Below are 16,004 nucleotides of genomic sequence, written 5' to 3'. Positions count from 1 at the left end.
GGCTACGCGGCTTCGAGCGCCCGCTGCTCACGGCGCAGGGCTGCGCGGTAGGCGTCTTTGTTGACGTAGTACGACATGCGGTCGAGCCCGAGGTAGTGGTAGCCGCCGGTGAGGTCTGGCCAGGCATCCCCGGTGACCCGTGCGCGGAACCTCGCGGCCCGTGCCGGATCGCCGTCGTCGGCGGCCAGGTAGGCGGCGAGCAGCTCGGCCTGTTCGTATCGGCCCTGCCAACCGATGCCCGAGGCCTCGATCATCCCCATCACGTACAGCCCGTTGAACGACGCGGGGAACATGTTCAGGAACAGGCGGGGCGATGCTCCCCGCCAGTGCAGGTGGCTGCGATCGACGAACGGGTAGTCGAGCCGGTATCCGGTGGCGAGGAGCACGAGGTCGTAGTCGCCGGAGGAGCCATCCCGGAACCGCACGGTACGGCCGTCGAACCGGTCGATGTCGGGACGGATGCTCAGATCGCCCTGTCCGAGATGGTTCAGGATGAGGGTGTTCACGATCGGGTGCGACTCGTAGATGCGGTAGTCGGGCTTCGGGAAGCCGAAGCGCACAGGGTCGCCAGTGAAGGCGCGGAGCACGCGGGAGTCGAGAGCCTGCTTGAGGCGGGCGGGCAGCGGTCTGCCCTGGTTGAGGGTGTCGCTGGGCTTGCCGAAGAGGTACCGGGGCACGAAGTAGTAGCCCCGGCGCACGCTCATGTCGACGGCGACGGCGTGGTGCACGGCATCCACCGCGATGTCGCAGCCCGAGTTCCCCGCACCGATGATGAGCACGCGTTTGCCGGCGAGCTGCGCGGGCGAGGTGTAGGCGCTGGTGTGCAGGAGTTCGCCGGTGAACTCGCCCGCGAACGTCGGCACGTTCGGCTCGGCGAGCGTGCCGTTGGCCAGCACGACGCCGCGGTACCACCGCGTCGTCTCGCCATCGGGGCCCTCGCTCGTGAGGTCCCACCCGCCGTCGCGCGGCGCGAGACGGCTCACGCGGGTGTCGAAGCGGAAGAGCTCGGTCAGGGAGAAGTGCTCCGCATACTCGCGGAAGTACTCGAGCAGCACGGCATGGCCGGGGTAGTCGACGGTGGACCGCATCGGGAACTCGCGGAACTGGGTCGTGGTGCGCGACGAGATCAGGTGCGCCGACTCGTACATGGTGCTGCGCGGGTTGTCGATGTCCCACAGCCCGCCGACGCCGCTCGACGCCTCGTATCCGTCGATGCGGATGCCGCGCTTCTGCAGCGCTCTGGCCGCGGCGAGCCCCGATGGTCCCGCGCCGATCACGGCGTATGTGTTCATGCTGCCCCCGCACATCCCCGTGCTCGAAAACGCCCCCGTCACCCCGATCGTATCGGGAGAGCGGGGGCGTTCGCGTCGTGCGGTTCAGGCGGCGCCGAGCGCCTGCTTCCGAGCGGCGAAGACGGCCTCGACGGCCGAGAAGAGCGGATGCTCCGGCTCGAGCCCCGTGAGGCGGGTCGTGAGGGTCTGCGCCTGTTCGGTGCGCAGCAGCTGCTGCAGTTCGACGGCCTGGGTGTCGTCGGCGTCCTCGAAGTCGAGTGCCGCCGCGACCGCGGCGACCAGGGCGTCGGAGGAGAGTCCGCGCTCGGCGGCGATCGCCGCCGGACCGATGAACCGCTCGTGCCTCGAGATCTTGCGCATCGGCTGGCGACCGACGCGCTGCACCGTGTCGACCAGGGCGGGGTTGCGGAACCGGTCGAGGATGGTCGCCCGGTACTCCGCAAGATCGGCGGGTGCGAGGCCGTGCGCGGCGACGAGGACCGCCGAGGTCTCCTCGAGGGCCGCGGTCACGTGCGCGGCGATCTGCGGGTCGGCCAGGGCATCGGAGATGCGCTCGATGCCGGCGCGGGCGCCGAAGTAGGCCGCTGCCGCATGCCCGGTGTTGACCGTGAACAGCTTGCGCTCGATGTACGGCGCGAGATCGTCGACGAAGTGGGCGCCGGGGATGTTCGGCAACGTGCCACCGAACGGACCGGACTCGATCGTCCACTCGAAGTAGGGCTCGACCGTCACGTCGACGCCGGCGCCCTCGGGCTGCGCGGGCACGATGCGATCGACCGCCGTGTTCGCGAAGACGGCGCGGGCGAGCAGCTCGGGAGCATCCGTCCCTGCCGCGTTCTCGATCTCGACGCGCAGCAGATCGGTCGCACCGATCGCGTTCTCGCAGGCCATGATCACGAGAGGCGCGGCGTCGGGGGAGCGGCGCGTGAGGCCCGCGACGATCGTGGGCGCCACGAACCGCAGCACGGTCGGGCCCACAGCGCAGGTGACCACATCGGCCGTCGCGACCTCGTGGGCCGCGGCATCCGGATCGATGCGGCTGTTCACCGCACGGAATCCGGTCACGGTGTGGTCGACTCCTCCGGGGCCCACCTCGTGCACGGTGTACTCGGAGACGTCATTGATGGCGTCGACGAGAGCATCCGCGACGTCAGAGAACACGATCTCGTAACCGCCCTCGTGCAGTAGCAGCCCCACGAAGCCGCGACCGATGTTGCCGGCCCCGAACTGGACGGCCTTCATCCCTCGTTCACCGCCGACAGCAGGGCGTAGAGCTCTTCCGTGCTCTGCGCGGCGTTGAGCTTCGCGACGTCGTCCTCGTCGGAGAACAGGATCGCGATCTGCGAGAGGATCTCGAGGTGCTCGTCACCGCGACCGGCGATGCCGATCACGAAGGTGGCGGGCTCGCCCGCCCAGTCGACGCCGCCGTCGTAGCGGACCACCGAGAGCGCGGAGGCGAGGATCGCGTCCTTCGTGTCGTTCGTGCCGTGCGGGATCGCCAGCCCGTTGCCCATGTAGGTCGACACGGTCTCCTCGCGCTGACGCATCGCGTCGACGTAGGCGGGGGTGACCGCGCCCGCCGAGACGAGGATGTCGGTCGCCTCCTGCAGCGCCGCCTCCTGCGTCGTGCTTCCCGAGTGGATACGGACCTGGCCGAGAGTGAGAACGCTCATGATGATTCCTTTCTGAAATGGTTCGGTGGGCGGATGCCCCCGCATCCGCCCACCGGGTCTGTCACGCGTCGGAGTCGCGCTGTGCGCGCACCATCTCCACGACCTCTTCATACTTCGGAGAGTTCATGAAGTTGTCGACCGACACGTGCACGGAGTTCGGCGACTGCGCCTTCGCGCGATCCGTCAGCTGCTGCTGCGTGATCACGAGGTCGGCCGTGCCGTCGAGGTTCGCGATCGCCTGGTTGGTGACCGTGACGCCCTCGACACCCGCTTTCTTGAACTTGTTGCGCAGCACGCTCGCGCCCATCGCCGACGACCCCATACCGGCGTCGCACGCGAACACGACGTTCTCGATGCGGCGGTCGGTGGCGACGGCGGTCGCGGTGCCGGCGGCCGTCGAGGTGCGCAGGGCGTCCATCGCGGCGGAGGACTTGCCCTTGTTGGCCTCGGTCTGCGCGATCGCGGCACCGAAGGTGTCTTCGGCCTCGAGATCGCGCTTACGCGACGCGCGGAGGATCACGGCGGTGATGAGGAACGTCACTACGGCGGCGAGGACCACCGAGAGGTATACGACCAGGAGGTTCGCGATCCCTCCCGCAGCGGGGTTCGCGGCAGCGGCAGTCACTGCGATGATGCTTCCCGGGGCGGCGGGGAACGACAGGCCACCGTTGAGCAGCATGTTCGTCGTGACGCCGGTGGCACCGCCGGCGATGAGGGCGAGGATCGTGGTCGGCTTGCTCAGCGCGTACGGGAAGTAGATCTCGTGGATACCGCCGAAGAACTGGATGATCGCAGCTCCCGGGGCGGAGCCCTTCGCTTCGCCGATGCCGAAGAAGGTGAACGCGAGGAGCAGACCGAGACCGGGACCGGGGTTCGCCTCGACGAGGAACAGGATCGACTTGCCGGTCTCCTCGACCTGCTGGAGTGCGAGCGGTGTGAAGACTCCGTGGTTGATGGCGTTGTTGAGGAACAAAACCTTGGCGGGCTCGACGACGATCGAGAGCAACGGCAGCAGGCTGAAGCTCACCAGCCAATCGACGACCGTGCCGAGGAAACTGCTGATCGCGAGCATAATCGGCCCGAAGGCGAAGAATCCGACGATCGCGAGCAGCATTCCGAGGATGCCGGCAGAGAAGTTGTTGACCAGCATCTCGAACCCGGCCCTGATCTTGCCGTCCCAGAGCTTGTCCATCTTCTTCGTGATCCACGCGGCGAGCGGGCCCATGATCATGGCGCCGAGGAACATCGGGATGTTCGTGCCGACGATGACACCCATTGTGGCGATCGTCGCCACGACGCCGCCGCGCTCGCCATAGACCATGCGTCCGGCAGTGTTGGCGATGAGGAGCGGCAGCAGGTAGGTGACCATCGGGCCGACCAGACCGACGTACTGCGGGAACGTCGCTCCGTCCTCAGTTTCAGCGAGGGCAGTCATCGCGCCTTGCCATCCGATGAGGTCGGCGTTGCCGAAACCCCCGAGCAGATCGGCCACCGGATGCCAGTTGCCGAACCATCCGACTGCGATGAACAGCATGGTGATGAAGCCCCACGCGATGAACGCCGCGATGTTGGGCATGATCATGCCGGAGAGGAACGTGCCGAAACGCTGCACGCCCGTTCGGAGCCCGTTCGCTTTCGCGGGGGCTGGTGACGTCGTCGTCATGATGTCGTCTCTTTCTGGTGTGAGGGGAGAGCCGCGGCGGCTTCGACCGCGGCCAGGCGGGCACTGGCGGCATCGTCTGCCGCCAGTGCCGACTCGGCGAGGCTGCGGGCCTCGTCGAGCGTGCGTTCGGAGAGCGCGTGGCGGACGTCCGCCAGCGCTGCGGGGGCCATCGAGAGGCTCGTGGCGCCGAGGCCGACGAGCACGACGGCCAGCAGGGGATCTGCGGCGGCCTCGCCGCAGATGCCGACGGGCTTGCCCAGGCGTGCGCCGGCGGCACCGACCTCGTGCACGAGGCGCAGCACGGCCGGATGCCACGGGTCCTGGAAGCTCGCGACCGAACCGAGCAGACGATCGGCCGCCATCGTGTACTGCGTGAGGTCGTTGGTGCCGATCGACGCGAAGTCGGCGTGGGCGAGCACCCGGTCGGCGAGCAGCGCGCTCGCCGGTACCTCGACCATGACCCCGGCCGTCTTCAGACCGTACTCGCGGGCGAGACCGGTGAAGTACGCCGTCTCCTCGACGGTCGTGACCATCGGCGCCATGACCCACAGGTCGGCCTGGGTCGCCGCTTCCGCCTCGGCCAGCGCCGTGAGCTGCTCGCGCAGGATGTCTTCGCTGGCGCGCAGCGCGCGGAGACCGCGGAGCCCGAGGGCGGGGTTCTCCTCGTGCGCGTCGTTGAGGAACGCGAGGGGCTTGTCGGCTCCGGCGTCGAGCATCCGCACGACCACCTTCTTGCCGGGGAAGGCGGCGAGCAGCTCCCGGTACGACTCGCGCTGCTGCGCGATCGTCGGAGCCTGCGTCGCCGACAGGAACAGGAACTCGGTGCGGAACAGGCCCACACCCTCTGCGCCCCGCGCGACGGCATCCGCCGCATCCGCGGGCTTTCCGAGGTTGGCGAGCAGCGGGATCGCCGTGCCGTCGGCGAGAGCACCGGGAGTGGGAGGCGCGGCATCGGCCGACTGGCGGGCCGCGGCGCGCTGGGTGGCGCGATCCTTCTCGTCCTGCGAGGGGTCGACGGTCACGAGGCCCGCGGCCGCGTCGACGATCACCGTGGAGCCGGTCGCGAGGGTCGCGGCGTCGGTGGCGCCGACGATCGCGACGATGCCCTTCTCACGGGCGAGGATCGCGGTGTGCGAGGTGGGGCCGCCGTCGCTCGTGATGAGCGCGAGCACCTGGTCGAGATCGAGCAGCGCCGTGTCGGCGGGCGCGAGATCGCGGGCGACGAGGACGAACGGATGCCCCGGATTCGGGATGCCGGGGGCATCGACGCCGCGCAGCCGCGCGAGCACGCGCTGGGCGATGTCGTCGAGGTCGGCCGCGCGCTCGCCGAGATAGCCGCCGACGGCCTCCAGGGTGGCGCGGAAGCCGGCGAAGGCGTCGTGCACCGCCCATTCCGCGGTCGATCCGGCATCGATGCGCGTGTCGACCTCGTCTTGCAGAGTCGGGTCCTCGGCGATCATGGCCTGCGCCTCGAGCACCTCCTGTGCCGAGCCGCCGGCCCGCTCGCCGCGGGCCGTCAGCTCTTGCGCGACGACGGCCACGGCATCGCGGACCCGTGCGCGCTCGGCGTCGGCCCCGAGCGTGCTCGGCGTCTCATCGGGGGCCGGCAGTGCCTCGGTCATGCGCACGACCGCGCCCTGCGCGACACCGAGCCCGATGCCGACTCCTCGCAGCTCGCTCATCCGGCGGCGTCCTGATCGTGGTCGGTGGTGAGCAGCTCGGTGAGGGTGTCGAGGACCGTCTCGCCGCTGTCGCCGTCAGCGGTGAGGGTGACGTAGTCGCCGTGCTCGATCGCGAGGGCGATGACGCCCAGGATGCTCGCCGCGTTGACGGCCTTGCCGGAGTCCTTCGCGATCGTGACGGGAATGCCGGAGTCCTTCGCCGCCTGTGCGAACAGCTTCGCGGGGCGGGCGTGGAGGCCGTGGGAGGAGCCGATCCGAACGGTGCGTGAAACGGTCATGGTGTTCCTTTCGGGGTGGTTTCCGGGGCGACGAGCCCGCGAACGAACGCGAGCGTGCGCTCGCCGTCGCGGTCGGCGAAGATGTCTTCGGGCAGGACGGCGACCGGAACGCGGGCGCTGTCGCGGATGGCATCGAGACGATCGGCGAGGTGGGGTCCGATGAGGACGACGTCCTGACCGCCGGGGGAGACGGAATTCTCCATGCCTGCGGCGGCATCCCAGTCGAGACCCGCATCGGAGGCGGCACGGCGCAAGCGCTGTGCGACGAATGTGCTGGACGCTCCCGCGCCGCAGACCACAAGGATCTTCATTGATTCCACCTTCCTGAGAACAGTCTGTGAAAGAGGGAGGTGTTCTTGCCAACACGTTCCTTTCCGCCCCTGCGGAATGTCGCTTCCGCCCCGCGGGTTCTCGAGGACTGACATCATGGGAGGGCGGCGGACAGAGAAGTCGCGCACGCACGACGAGCAGAGGGAGGATCATGTCGCGCCAGCGTCAGGACCAGATCCTCACCGCGCTGCTGCGTCAGGATTCCTGGGCCACCGCGGCCAGCCTCGCCGATCTGGTCGGCGTCACGCCGCGCAGCATCCGCTCCTACGTCTCCGCCCTCAACGCCCGCGTCGGCGGCGACGCCGTCGAGTCGGGACCCGCCGGCTACCGCGCGGGGCCGGGCGCGCGCGATGCGCTCCGGGCGCGTGCCGGAGGGGAGTCCGCGCCGCGGGATCGCCTTCACGCGCTGGTGCGGATGCTCCTCGACGAACCCGCAGGGATCGACGTCTACGCCACGGCCGACCGCCTGCACGTCAGCGAGGCCACCCTCGAGGCCGACCTCGCCCGCGTACGGGGTCTGCTCGACGGGAGTGATCTGGTGCTCGATCGCGACCGCGAGATCGTGCGCCTGCGGGGGACGGAAGAGGAGCAGCGCCGGCTCATCAGCAGACTCGCCCACGACGAGATGGACGCGGCATCGTTCCACCCCGAGACGTTCCGCCGCGCGCTCGCCGGCAACGGCGTCGCCGCGCACGCGGTCGGCCCGTTCAAATCCGCCCTCGTGCGCGAGCTCGGCACGCTGGGCTACTTCGTGAACGAGCTCGCGATCTCCGACGTTCTGCTGCACATCGCGATCGCTGCCGAGCGGGTCGCCGCCGGCTACGCGATTCCCGCCGACCCGGCGGAGACGCACGAGGAGATCCCCCGCGTCGGTGAGGCGATCTCGCGATTGGCCACCGAGCACTTCGGCGTCGAACTCGGCGACGGCGACAGCCACCACCTCGCCTCGCTCGTACTCACCCGGGTGGTCGCCCCGGGAGAAGACGCCACACGGGAGGTCGCCCGTAGCGGCGTCGAACCGCGCGTCGAAGAGGCCGTCCGCGCCGAACTCACCCGCGCGGCCGCCGAGTACGACGTCGACCTCGTCGAGGACGCCTTCGTGCTGCGGCTCGCCCTGCACGTGCAGAACCTGCTGCGGCGCTCCCACGGCCAGGCGTTCGCCCGCAACCCGCTCACGCGCTCGCTGAAGACCTCCTATCCGATGATCTTCGAGGTCGCCGTCTCGATCGCGAGCGGACTCCACGACCGCCTCGGCACACCGATCCACGACGACGAGATCGCCTACATCGCCATGCACGTCGGCGGACGGCTCGAACGCAGCCGCAAGGCCGCCTCGATTCTCACCGCCACGATCGTCTGCCCCGGATACTACGAGCTCCACGAACTGCTGCGCTCCAGCGTGGATCGTTCGCTGGGATCGGCGATCGAGGTCACGAGCGTCGTCACCAGCGTCGATCCCGACTGGTCGTTGTTCGACACCGACCTGGTGCTCAGCACGATCGACCCCGGATCGACGGGGGAGCGCTTCGTGCGCATCCATCCGTTCTTCACCGACTCCGACGTCGACCGCGTGCAGCAGGCGGCCGCGCGCGTGCGCCGCGGCCGCCGCCTCACCCGCCTGCGCGACGAGCTCGCGCAGTACTTCGTCGCCGAGGCCTTCGTGCATCCGCTTCCCGATGAGGGCGAAGAGGCGATCATCCGCCGGCTCGGCGGGCTGCTCGTGAACACCGGGGTGATCGGCGAGGACTACGTCGAGAACACGATCGTCCGCGAGCGGATGTCGTCCACGGCGTTCACCGACGCCCTCGCCGTGCCCCATGCCCTGCAGATGACCGCCACGCGCACCGCGATCGCGATCGGCGTCGCCGACGGCTCGGCCGCCTGGGCCGACGGCCGGGTGCAGGTCGTCGCGCTCGCCGCGTTCAGCGAGAGCGACCGCACGGCCTTCCAGACCGTGTTCGAACAGCTCGTCGAGGTGTTCAGCGAACGCGAGAGCGTGCAGCGGATCGTGCGGCGGGGCACGAGCTTCGAGGCGTTCCTCGACGAGCTCGTGGCGGTCATCGACGGCTGAGGGTCATCCTCGGGTGCTGGCCGTCCACGGGCAAGCCGTCCACGGGCAATGTCCGTCGAGAGCGGTGGTCAGCGGGCGATCAGCGGGGAGGGGCGAGCACCGCGGCGAGCGTGTCGAGCAGGGTGTCGGCACCGGCGCCCTCGGAGGTCTCCAGATCGACCGTGTCGCCGGGGGCCAGTGCCAGGTCCATGACGGCGAGGACGCTGCTGAGATCGACGGTGGCGCCGTCGGCCGCGCGCAGGGTGACGCGGGCGTCGTGCGCCTGCACCAGGCGCACGAGTTCGGCGACCGGCCGGGCGTGCACACCGTTGTGCGCGCTGATGATGACGTGTCGGGTCGGCATGCTCCGATGCTATCCGGGGAGCGACCCCGACGCGCGGCTCTCGCAAGATCGCGCGCGTCGGGGTCGACTCTCAGGACCGCTCTTCGAGAAGCGCGCGCACGCCGGCCTCGAGCTCGGCGACGGATTCGCGCGCCTGCTCGGCCGACTCGCCCCGCGCGTCGATGTAGACCTTCAGCTTCGGCTCCGTGCCGCTGGGCCGCACGATGACGCGCGAGCCGTCGGACAGGCGATACCGCAGCACGTCGCCCGAGGGCTGGCCGGCCGCCGCGTTCAGCAGGTCGTCGGCCGACGCGATCGATCGCCCGCCGATCTGCGTCGGCGGGAGGGTGCGCAGCGCGAGCATGACACGTCCGATGATCGACAGGTCATCGACGCGCACCGAGACCTGGCCGCTGGAGAAGTGCCCGTAGGTCTCGCCGAGTTCGTCGAGGAGATCGGCCAGAGAGGCGCCGCGCTCGCGTGCGTCGGCGGCGAGTCCGAGGATCGCGATCGCCGCGGAGATCCCGTCCTTGTCGCGCACCGTTTCCGGGTTGACGAGGTAGCCGAGCGCCTCTTCGAAGCCGAAGACGATGCCGGGGGCGCGGGAGATCCACTTGAACCCGGTGAGCGTCTCGTGGAAGTCGAGGCCATGGTGCGCAGCGACCGCAGCGAGTCCCGGCGACGAGACGAGGGAGCAGGCCAGCGATGCCCCCGGCGTTCCCTCGGCGGCCCGAGCCGCGCGGGCGCCGAGCAGCAGCCCGACCTCGTTTCCGCTCAGACGGCGCCAGCCACCGGGAGCGGAGCGATCGGGGATCGCGACGGCGAGGCGATCGGCGTCCGGGTCGTTCGCCAGGATGAACTCCGCGTTCGTGCGCCGTGCCCGCGCGAACGCGAGATCCATGGCGCCCGGCTCCTCCGGATTCGGGAACGAGACCGTGCGGAACGTGGCGTCCGGCGCGAGCTGCTCGCCGACCACGGCCGGACGCGGGTAGCCGGCCGCCGTGACGATGCGCGCGAACGTCTCCCATCCGACGCCGTGCAGTGCGGTGTACACCCACCGCAAGCCGGATGCCGCAGCCGGAGCGGGCGAGACCGCGGCGGTCGCCGCGATGTACGCGTCGACGACCTCTTCGCCGGCGACCTCGTACTCCGTCGATCGCGGCAGAGCCGCGATGTCACCGGCATCCGCCACCTGCTGGATCGCCGCCGCGATCTCGACGTCGGCCGGCGAGACGATCTGCGAACCCTCGTCGGGGCCGCCGAGATACACCTTGTAGCCGTTGTCGTTCGGCGGATTGTGGCTCGCGGTCACCATCACGCCCGCGTCGGCACCGAAGTGGCGCACGGCGAAGGCGAGCACGGGCGTGGGCAGCAGTCGGGGGAGCAGGATGGCGCGCAGCCCCGCCCCGGCGAAGATCTCGGCGGAGTCGGTGGCGAACACGCGCGAGTTGCGGCGTCCGTCGTAGCCGACCACCACCGTCGGCGTCTTCCCGTCGGCGCGACGGTGCAGGAACGCGGCGAATCCGGCGGCCGCCTGGGCCACCAGCACCCGGTTCATGCGGTTGCTGCCCGCGCCGAGCTCGCCGCGCAGCCCGGCCGTGCCGAACGCCAGGCGCGCACCGAAACGGTCGTCGAGTTCGGCGAGTGCGGCCGCATCGCCACCGGAGGCGCGGGTGATGACGCCGGCGAGCTCGTCGCGGGTCTCGGGGTCGGGATCCTGCCGCATCCAGGCGCGGGCCTGTGCGAGCCTCTCCTCGTTCACAGCGCCTCGACCACTCGGGCCAGCAGCGCGGAGATCACCGGTTCGGCTTCGCGCCCGGCCTCGATCACCTCGGCGTGGCTGAGCGGAGTCTTCTGGATGCCGGCGGCGAGGTTCGTGATCAGCGAGAAGCCGAGCACCTCCATGCCCGCCTCGCGGGCGGCGATCGCCTCGAGAGCGGTCGACATGCCGACGATGTGCCCGCCGATGTGCTTGGCCATCTGCACTTCGGCCGGCGTCTCGTAGTGCGGGCCGCGGAACTGCGTGTACACGCCCTCGTCGAGCGACGGGTCGACGCTGCGGGCGATGTCGCGCAGGCGCTGCGCGTACAGGTCGGTGAGGTCGATGAAGGTCGCGCCCTCGAGGGGGGAGTCGGCGGTGAGATTGATGTGGTCGCTGATGAGCACAGGCTGCCCGGGCGTCCACGTCTCGCGGATGCCGCCGGCGCCGTTGGTGAGCACCATGATCTTGGCGCCGGTCGCTGCGGCGGTGCGCACGCTGTGCACGACGCGACGAACACCATGGTCTTCGTAGTAGTGGGTGCGCGCGCCGATGACGAGGACGTTCTTGCCATCGGGGGTGCGGATGCTGCGCAGAGTGCCCACGTGACCCTCGAGTGCGGGCTTCGAGAAGCCAGTGACCTCGGTGGCGGGGATGGTCGCGACGGTCTCGCCGATGATGTCGGCGGCCTTGCCCCATCCGCTGCCCAGGGTGAGGGCGATGTCATGCTTCTCGACGCCGGTCAGCCGAGCGATATCGGCGGCGGCGGTGGCGGCGACCTCGAACGGGTTGGCGTTCGGGTCGTCCAGGGGGTTGCTGTGAGTCTCGGACATGGGATCCACTCTAGGAAGGTGCAGGCTCGGCTGCCAAGATTGCGGAAGAATGGATTCCATGTCTTCCACCACTTTCGAGCGCACTCAGCGCGTTGCCGTTCTCGGCGGCGGTCCCGGCGGTTACGAGGCGGCCCTCGCAGCCGCACAGCTCGGAGCCGAGGTGACCCTGGTGGAACGCGTCGGCGTGGGCGGCTCCGCGGTGCTCACCGACGTCGTCCCCTCGAAGAGCCTCATCGCCACGGCCGATGCCGCCGTCGCGATCTCCGAGGCGACCGACCTCGGTGTGCAGTTCTTCGCGAAGGGCGACAACAAGAAGCCCCTCAAGCCCGAGATCGCGATCAACCTCGCCGCCGTGAACAAGCGCCTGATGGCGCTCGCCGGCCAGCAGTCGGAGGACATGCGGGCGACGCTGCTCGAGGCGGGGGTGCGCATCCTCTCCGGCCACGGCCGACTCGAGGGCCCCGATGCGATCGTCGTCTCCACGGGACAGGACGGCACGGACTTCGACCGCGTCGAGGCCGACACCATCGTCGTCGCCGTCGGTGCGTCACCGCGCGAACTGGATTCGGCGAAGCCCGACGGCCGTCGCATCCTCACCTGGACCCAGCTGTACGACATGAAGGCGCTGCCCGAGCACCTCATCGTGGTCGGCTCCGGTGTCACGGGTGCCGAGTTCGCCTCGGCGTACATGAATCTCGGTGCGAAGGTGACGCTGGTCTCCAGCCGCGACCAGGTGCTTCCCGGTGAAGACCAGGATGCGGCGCGCGTGCTCGAGAAGGTGTTCAAGCGCGGGGGCATGACGGTGCTCTCGAAGGCGCGCGCCGACAAGGTCGAGGCCACGGCAGACGGCGTCACCGTGACGCTGTCCGACGGGCGAACGATCGACGGCAGCCACTGCCTGATGGCGGTCGGATCGATCCCGAACACCGCCGACATCGGCTTGGCCGAGGCGGGCGTCGAGCTCACCGAGCAGGGGCACATCCGCGTCAACCGCGTGGCGCGCACCTCGGTGCCCAACATCTACGCGGTCGGCGACTGCACGAACTTCTTCCCGCTGGCCTCGGTCGCCTCGATGCAGGGCCGCACGGCCGTGTTCCACGCGCTCGGCGACATCGTGATCCCGCTCGACATCATCAAGATCACCTCGAACATCTTCACCGCGCCCGAGATCGCCACGGTCGGGTACACCGAGAAAGACGTCGAAGACGGCGTCGCCGACGGCATGGTCTACAAGCTGCCGCTCGCCGCGAACCCGCGCGCGAAGATGATGGGCATCAAGGACGGCTTCGTGAAGCTCATCGCGCGCAAGGGGTCGGGCACCGTCATCGGCGGCGTGATCGTCGCGCCGAAGGCATCCGAGCTGATCTACCCCCTCGCGATCGCCGTCGAGCGCCGCCTCACGGTCGACCAGGTATCGCGGGTGTTCGCCGCCTACCCGTCGCTGTCGAGCAGCATCACCGACGCGAGCCGGGCGATGCACCTGTTCAACATCTCCTGACCACACGTGAAAGGCGCCCCACCGAGGTGGGGCGCCTTTCACGTGTTCCTGGGTCCCTGAGCCTGTCGAAGGGCCCTGAGCCGTCTGCTTCTCAGCTGATGGTGAGCAGCTGGTGGCCGGCCGAGACGGTGGCGCCGGCATCCGCATTGATGTTGCCGACGACGCCGTCCTTGTGCGCCTGCAGGGGCTGTTCCATCTTCATGGCTTCGAGCACGACGACGAGATCGCCCTTGACGACCTGCTGACCGTCTTCGACGGCGATCTTCACGACCGTCGCCTGCATCGGAGACTTCACGGCGTCACCCGACGCGCCGGCGTTGGCCGTGGTGGCGTGGCTGCGGCGCGACGGCGGCACGGCCGCCGGGCGACCGGTGGTGCCCGCGGCGACTGCGACGCGATCGGGCAGGCTCACCTCGAGGCGCTTGCCGCTGACCTCGACGACCACCGTGTGGCGACCGGTGCCCGGTGCGGGGGACTCGAGTTCGCCGTCCCACGCGGGGATGTCGTTCTCGAACTCGGTCTCGATCCAGCGCGTGAAGATGCCGAACTCGCCGTTCTCGGCGGTGAAGGCGGGGTCGCGCACGACCTTGCGGTGGAAGGGGAGCACGGTGGGCAGGCCCGCCACCTCGAACTCGTCGAGTGCGCGGCGCGAGCGCTCCAGCGCCTCTTCGCGGCTCTTGCCGGTGACGATGATCTTGGCCAGCAGGGAGTCGAACGCGCCCGAGACGGAGTCACCGGCGGTGACGCCCGAGTCGAGACGGATGCCGGGGCCGCCGAACGTCTTGAAGACGTGGATCGGACCGGGCTGGGGGAGGAACCCGCGACCCGGGTCCTCGCCGTTGATGCGGAACTCGATCGAGTGGCCCTGCGGCACCGGATCGGTGTAGTCGATGGTGCCGCCGGCGGCGATGCGGAACTGCTCGCGCACCAGGTCGATGCCGGTGACCTCTTCGGAGACCGGGTGCTCGACCTGCAGGCGGGTATTGACCTCGAGGAACGATACGGTGCCGTCGGCACCGATCAGGAACTCGCAGGTACCGGCGCCCACGTAGCCGACCTCTTTGAGGATGGCCTTGGAGGCGCTGTAGAGCAGATCGTTCTGCTCATCGGTGAGGAACGGCGCCGGTGCCTCTTCGACGAGCTTCTGGTGGCGACGCTGCAGCGAGCAGTCGCGCGTCGAGATGACGACGACGTTGCCTTCGGCGTCGGCCAGGCACTGCGTCTCGACGTGGCGCGGCTTGTCGAGGTACTTCTCGACGAAGCACTCGCCGCGACCGAAGGCCGCGACGGCCTCACGGGTCGCCGACTCGAACATCTCGGCGACCTCGTCGAGCTCGCGCGCGACCTTGAGGCCGCGTCCGCCGCCGCCGTAGGCGGCCTTGATGGCGATCGGCAGGCCGAACTCCTTCGCGAACGCGACGACCTCGTCGGCGGTCTCGACCGGGCCCGGGGTGCCGGGGGCGAGCGGGGCGCCCACCTTCTCGGCCACGTGACGCGCGGTCACCTTGTCTCCGAGCGCTTCGATCGCCTCGGGAGATGGGCCGATCCACGTCATTCCCGCTCCGACCACGGCGCGCGCGAACTCGGCGTTCTCGGCGAGGAAGCCGTATCCGGGGTGCACGGCGTCGGCGCCGGCACGACGGGCGACGGAGAGGATCTTCTCGATCTGGAGGTAGGTCTCGGCACTTGTGGTTCCGCCGAGGGCATAGGCCTCATCGGCGAGACGGGTGTGCAGCGAGTCGCGGTCCTGGTCGGCGTAGACGGCGACCGAGCCGATCCCGGAGTCACGGGCGGCGCGGATGATGCGGACGGCGATCTCGCCGCGGTTGGCGACGAGCACCTTGGCGATAGCAGGCATGGTTGCCAGCCTAGCGAGAAGCATCCCGATCCATTTGACGACTCTCCACAAGAAAGAGCGCCGAACGTGGAGGAGAGTCTACGAGAGCTCGGGTGCGGTCCAGAGGTCGGTCCAGACGACGCCGAGGTCGCCAGCCAGGCGGCGGATCGTCGAGAGCGACATGCCCACGACCGTCGAGGGGTCGCCGTCGACGCGCGTGATGAATGCTCCGCCCAGGCTGTCGACCGTGAAGGCGCCGGCCACCAGCAGCGGCTCGCCGGATGCCACATACGCGGCGATCTCGTCGTCGCCGATGTCGTCGGCGAAGGTGACGGATGCCGCGGCGACGGCCGTGGCCTCGACCGGGGGAATCCCCGGCGCGACGCGGAACACCGAGTGCCCTGAGTGCAGCACGCCGGTCGCGCCGCGCATCTCCTGCCACCGTCGAGTGGCCTCCTCCGGCGTGTACGGCTTGCCGTAGACGCGGCCGCCGAGCGCGAACATCGAGTCTCCGCCGATCACGATGCCGTCGAAGGCGTCGTCCTCCGCTGCGAGGCGGTGCGCGACATCGGCCGCTTTGGCCCGGGCGAGCAGGAGGACCAGCTCTTCGGGGGCGAGTTCGGCCCCGCGCTCCGCCGCGGCCGCGGCGGCCACCGCGTCTTCATCGACCTCGGGCGAGAGCGTCAGGGGCTCGATTCCCGCCTGCCGCAGCAGCATCAGACGGGCGGGAGAAGTGGAGGCGAGGCAGACGCGCATGTGCACCACC

General features: G+C 69.8%; 14 protein-coding genes. 2 read left to right on the top strand and 12 right to left on the bottom strand.

Translation table 11 applies throughout. The features are described from left to right. Positions 1-2: 2 nt before the first annotated feature. From ACIOSY_RS14490 to ACIOSY_RS14460, 7 genes are all read right to left on the bottom strand, one after another. On the bottom strand, positions 3-1,292 hold the full coding sequence (locus ACIOSY_RS14490; RefSeq protein WP_400854466.1) for a flavin-containing monooxygenase: 1,290 nt from the start codon (positions 1,290-1,292) through the stop codon (positions 3-5). 84 nt (positions 1,293-1,376) lie between these two features. Then, a complete protein-coding gene (locus ACIOSY_RS14485) occupies positions 1,377-2,534 on the bottom strand; it encodes a mannitol-1-phosphate 5-dehydrogenase (RefSeq protein ID WP_400854464.1) in 1,158 nt (385 codons plus the stop codon). Continuing rightward, entirely contained in the window at positions 2,531-2,965 is a 435-nt protein-coding gene (locus tag ACIOSY_RS14480; protein WP_400854462.1) for a PTS sugar transporter subunit IIA, read from the bottom strand. Before ACIOSY_RS14480 ends, ACIOSY_RS14485 begins: the two co-directional genes overlap by 4 nt. A gap of 61 nt (positions 2,966-3,026) precedes the next feature. Then, positions 3,027-4,628, bottom strand: coding sequence for a PTS mannitol transporter subunit IICB (locus ACIOSY_RS14475; RefSeq protein ID WP_400854460.1), 1,602 nt, complete (start codon positions 4,626-4,628; stop codon positions 3,027-3,029). Next, a complete protein-coding gene (gene ptsP / locus ACIOSY_RS14470) occupies positions 4,625-6,310 on the bottom strand; it encodes a phosphoenolpyruvate--protein phosphotransferase (RefSeq protein ID WP_400854458.1) in 1,686 nt (561 codons plus the stop codon). Before ptsP ends, ACIOSY_RS14475 begins: the two co-directional genes overlap by 4 nt. After that, a complete protein-coding gene (locus ACIOSY_RS14465; protein WP_400854456.1) occupies positions 6,307-6,588 on the bottom strand; it encodes an HPr family phosphocarrier protein in 282 nt (93 codons plus the stop codon). The genes ptsP and ACIOSY_RS14465 overlap by 4 nt, the downstream gene beginning before the upstream one ends. Beyond that, positions 6,585-6,899 carry a PTS sugar transporter subunit IIB gene (locus ACIOSY_RS14460; protein WP_400854454.1) on the bottom strand — a complete coding sequence of 105 codons (315 nt, stop codon included), beginning with the start codon at positions 6,897-6,899 and terminating at the stop codon, positions 6,585-6,587. The genes ACIOSY_RS14465 and ACIOSY_RS14460 overlap by 4 nt, the downstream gene beginning before the upstream one ends. Positions 6,900-7,069: 170 nt before the next feature. Between ACIOSY_RS14460 and ACIOSY_RS14455 the strand changes: the two genes are divergently transcribed. Next, positions 7,070-8,989, top strand: coding sequence for a BglG family transcription antiterminator (locus tag ACIOSY_RS14455; RefSeq protein WP_400854452.1), 1,920 nt, complete (start codon positions 7,070-7,072; stop codon positions 8,987-8,989). Between the two features lie 79 nt (positions 8,990-9,068). On the opposite strand, the gene ACIOSY_RS14450 is transcribed toward ACIOSY_RS14455, so the two are convergent. From ACIOSY_RS14450 to ACIOSY_RS14440, 3 genes are all read right to left on the bottom strand, one after another. Continuing rightward, entirely contained in the window at positions 9,069-9,332 is a 264-nt protein-coding gene (locus tag ACIOSY_RS14450) for an HPr family phosphocarrier protein (protein ID WP_400854450.1), read from the bottom strand. Between the two features lie 70 nt (positions 9,333-9,402). Beyond that, positions 9,403-11,073 (bottom strand): phospho-sugar mutase, encoded by a 1,671-nt coding sequence (locus ACIOSY_RS14445; RefSeq protein WP_400854448.1) that lies wholly within the window; start codon positions 11,071-11,073, stop codon positions 9,403-9,405. Further along, on the bottom strand, positions 11,070-11,903 hold the full coding sequence (locus ACIOSY_RS14440; RefSeq protein ID WP_400854446.1) for a purine-nucleoside phosphorylase: 834 nt from the start codon (positions 11,901-11,903) through the stop codon (positions 11,070-11,072). Before ACIOSY_RS14440 ends, ACIOSY_RS14445 begins: the two co-directional genes overlap by 4 nt. A 49-nt stretch (positions 11,904-11,952) precedes the next feature. Here ACIOSY_RS14440 and ACIOSY_RS14435 point away from each other — a divergent pair, with 49 nt between their 5' ends. Further along, the gene (locus ACIOSY_RS14435) at positions 11,953-13,401 is read left to right on the top strand and encodes an NAD(P)H-quinone dehydrogenase (protein ID WP_400854444.1); all 1,449 of its coding nucleotides are present in this window, start codon (positions 11,953-11,955) and stop codon (positions 13,399-13,401) included. Between the two features lie 91 nt (positions 13,402-13,492). Here the strand turns inward: ACIOSY_RS14435 and ACIOSY_RS14430 are convergent, their stop codons facing one another. Together ACIOSY_RS14430 and ACIOSY_RS14425 are read right to left on the bottom strand one after the other, a co-directional pair. Further along, positions 13,493-15,259 (bottom strand): acetyl/propionyl/methylcrotonyl-CoA carboxylase subunit alpha, encoded by a 1,767-nt coding sequence (locus ACIOSY_RS14430; protein ID WP_400854442.1) that lies wholly within the window; start codon positions 15,257-15,259, stop codon positions 13,493-13,495. A 78-nt stretch (positions 15,260-15,337) separates the two neighbouring features. Further along, positions 15,338-15,994 (bottom strand): Maf family protein, encoded by a 657-nt coding sequence (locus tag ACIOSY_RS14425; protein ID WP_400854652.1) that lies wholly within the window; start codon positions 15,992-15,994, stop codon positions 15,338-15,340. Positions 15,995-16,004 lie beyond the last annotated feature (10 nt).

The sequence above is a fragment of the Microbacterium sp. NPDC087665 genome, from assembly GCF_044743285.1.
Classification (GTDB): domain Bacteria; phylum Actinomycetota; class Actinomycetes; order Actinomycetales; family Microbacteriaceae; genus Microbacterium.
This window is presented reverse-complemented; position numbering and strand designations above follow the sequence as displayed.

Bases quoted from the DNA above. Each gene is read 5' to 3' on its own strand.
- ACIOSY_RS14490 (WP_400854466.1), bottom strand. From the start codon at position 1,292: ATGAACACATACGCCGTGATCGGCGCGGGACCATCGGGGCTCGCCGCG.
- ACIOSY_RS14485 (WP_400854464.1), bottom strand. From the start codon at position 2,534: ATGAAGGCCGTCCAGTTCGGGGCCGGCAACATCGGTCGCGGCTTCGTG.
- ACIOSY_RS14480 (WP_400854462.1), bottom strand. From the start codon at position 2,965: ATGAGCGTTCTCACTCTCGGCCAGGTCCGTATCCACTCGGGAAGCACG.
- ACIOSY_RS14475 (WP_400854460.1), bottom strand. From the start codon at position 4,628: ATGACGACGACGTCACCAGCCCCCGCGAAAGCGAACGGGCTCCGAACG.
- ptsP (WP_400854458.1), bottom strand. From the start codon at position 6,310: ATGAGCGAGCTGCGAGGAGTCGGCATCGGGCTCGGTGTCGCGCAGGGC.
- ACIOSY_RS14465 (WP_400854456.1), bottom strand. From the start codon at position 6,588: ATGACCGTTTCACGCACCGTTCGGATCGGCTCCTCCCACGGCCTCCAC.
- ACIOSY_RS14460 (WP_400854454.1), bottom strand. From the start codon at position 6,899: ATGAAGATCCTTGTGGTCTGCGGCGCGGGAGCGTCCAGCACATTCGTC.
- ACIOSY_RS14455 (WP_400854452.1), top strand. From the start codon at position 7,070: ATGTCGCGCCAGCGTCAGGACCAGATCCTCACCGCGCTGCTGCGTCAG.
- ACIOSY_RS14450 (WP_400854450.1), bottom strand. From the start codon at position 9,332: ATGCCGACCCGACACGTCATCATCAGCGCGCACAACGGTGTGCACGCC.
- ACIOSY_RS14440 (WP_400854446.1), bottom strand. From the start codon at position 11,903: ATGTCCGAGACTCACAGCAACCCCCTGGACGACCCGAACGCCAACCCG.
- ACIOSY_RS14435 (WP_400854444.1), top strand. From the start codon at position 11,953: ATGGATTCCATGTCTTCCACCACTTTCGAGCGCACTCAGCGCGTTGCC.
- ACIOSY_RS14430 (WP_400854442.1), bottom strand. From the start codon at position 15,259: ATGCCTGCTATCGCCAAGGTGCTCGTCGCCAACCGCGGCGAGATCGCC.
- ACIOSY_RS14425 (WP_400854652.1), bottom strand. From the start codon at position 15,994: ATGCGCGTCTGCCTCGCCTCCACTTCTCCCGCCCGTCTGATGCTGCTG.